Genomic DNA, 1,257 nt, shown 5'->3' with positions numbered 1-1,257 from the left:
GTATAGCGCGACGATCTGGGTCGGAAGAGCGCGGCGATCAGGATGGCGAGTCAGTGTCGCGGCGCGATGATGATCGCCGCGATGATTGTCGCGCGCAAGAGTTTTGTTTGCTTTGATTGTCGCGGAGCGTCAATCAAGCGAGCGTTTTTTGTGTCGCGTGCTCCGGTGGCCGCCCTGGACCACGCTTTCGCTCGAGGGCAGTCCGCCTGCGATAGCTCTCGACGTTCATCTCGACGATGGTGGCGTGGTGAACAAGGCGATCGATCGCCGCGAGGGTCATAGCTGGGTCCGGAAAGACCTTGTTCCATTCTCCAAAGGGCTGATTGGCGGTGATCAGCAAAGAGCGTCGCTCGTAGCGTGCGCTGATGAGCTCGAACAGCACACTGGTCTCGGCCTGGTCCTTGGTGACATAGGCAAGATCGTCCAAGATGACGAGATCGAAGCGATCGAGGCGGTTGATGGCGCCCTCGAGGTTGAGCTCGCGGCGAGCCACCTGGAGCTTCTGCACGAGATCGGTGGTGCGGGTGAACAGGACGCGCCATCCGTTCTCGATGAGGGCCAAGCCGATTGCTGCCGCCAAGTGGCTCTTGCCTCCACCGGGCGGACCAAACAGCAGCAGATTGGCGCCCTTGCCGAGCCAGCCGTCGCCGGCGGCGAGTGCGGTCATTTGCGCCTTGGAGATCATCGGCACGGCCTCGAAGTCGAAGCTGTCAAAGGTCTTTCCGGTAGGCAGCCGCGCCTCGACGAGATGGCGCTCGATGCGGCGGCGGCCGCGCTCAGCGATCTCGTGCTCGGCAATGGTGGCGAGGAAGCGCGCCGCCGGCCAGCCTTCTATATCGGATTGCTCGGCAAATTGCGGCCACAGCGCCTTGATGGCGGGCAGCCGCAGCTCGTTGAGCAACAGATTGAGGCGCGCGGTGTCGACTACGTTGGTTGTGCTCATGCGGCGCCTCCGATCTCGGCGGTACCGATGAGGCATTCATAGGTGGCGAGCGGTGCGAGGCGTACCACGACGTTCGGCACCTGGGCGGGATCCGGGGCGAAGTGAGTACGTAGCCGGTTGAGGTCGGGCAGCCGGCCGTCGTTCAGGTCAGCCGTGAGCTGATTGGCGAGTTCGGCCTCGCAACCGCGCTCATGGGCGAGTGCGAGGAGATCGACCATGATCCGGCAGGCCTTCTTGTCCGGTAAGCGTTTGCGCAAGACGTCGAAGGCTCGGCGGTAAGCTTCCCGGGGGAACAGCTGGTCGCGGTAGACCAG

The 1,257-nt window shown here is 63.3% G+C and carries 1 protein-coding gene and 1 pseudogene; both read right to left on the bottom strand.

Annotated features, from left to right (window positions below):
- Positions 1 to 133: 133 nt before the first annotated feature.
- Positions 134 to 943 (bottom strand): IS21-like element ISBj11 family helper ATPase IstB, encoded by an 810-nt coding sequence (gene istB / locus IF809_RS38550; RefSeq protein ID WP_014497900.1) that lies wholly within the window; start codon positions 941 to 943, stop codon positions 134 to 136.
- A pseudogene (locus tag IF809_RS38545) lies at positions 940 to 1,257 on the bottom strand (IS21 family transposase); the annotation flags it as partial. The pseudogene IF809_RS38545 and the gene istB, both read right to left, overlap by 4 nt.

The sequence above is a fragment of the Bradyrhizobium sp. UFLA06-24 genome, assembly GCF_054967145.1.
Note: the sequence above shows the minus strand (reverse complement) of the source record. Positions and strands in the feature narration are given on the sequence as shown.

Coding starts and splice junctions, on each gene's coding strand:
- istB (WP_014497900.1), bottom strand. CDS start 943: ATGAGCACAACCAACGTAGTCGACACCGCGCGCCTCAATCTGTTGCTC.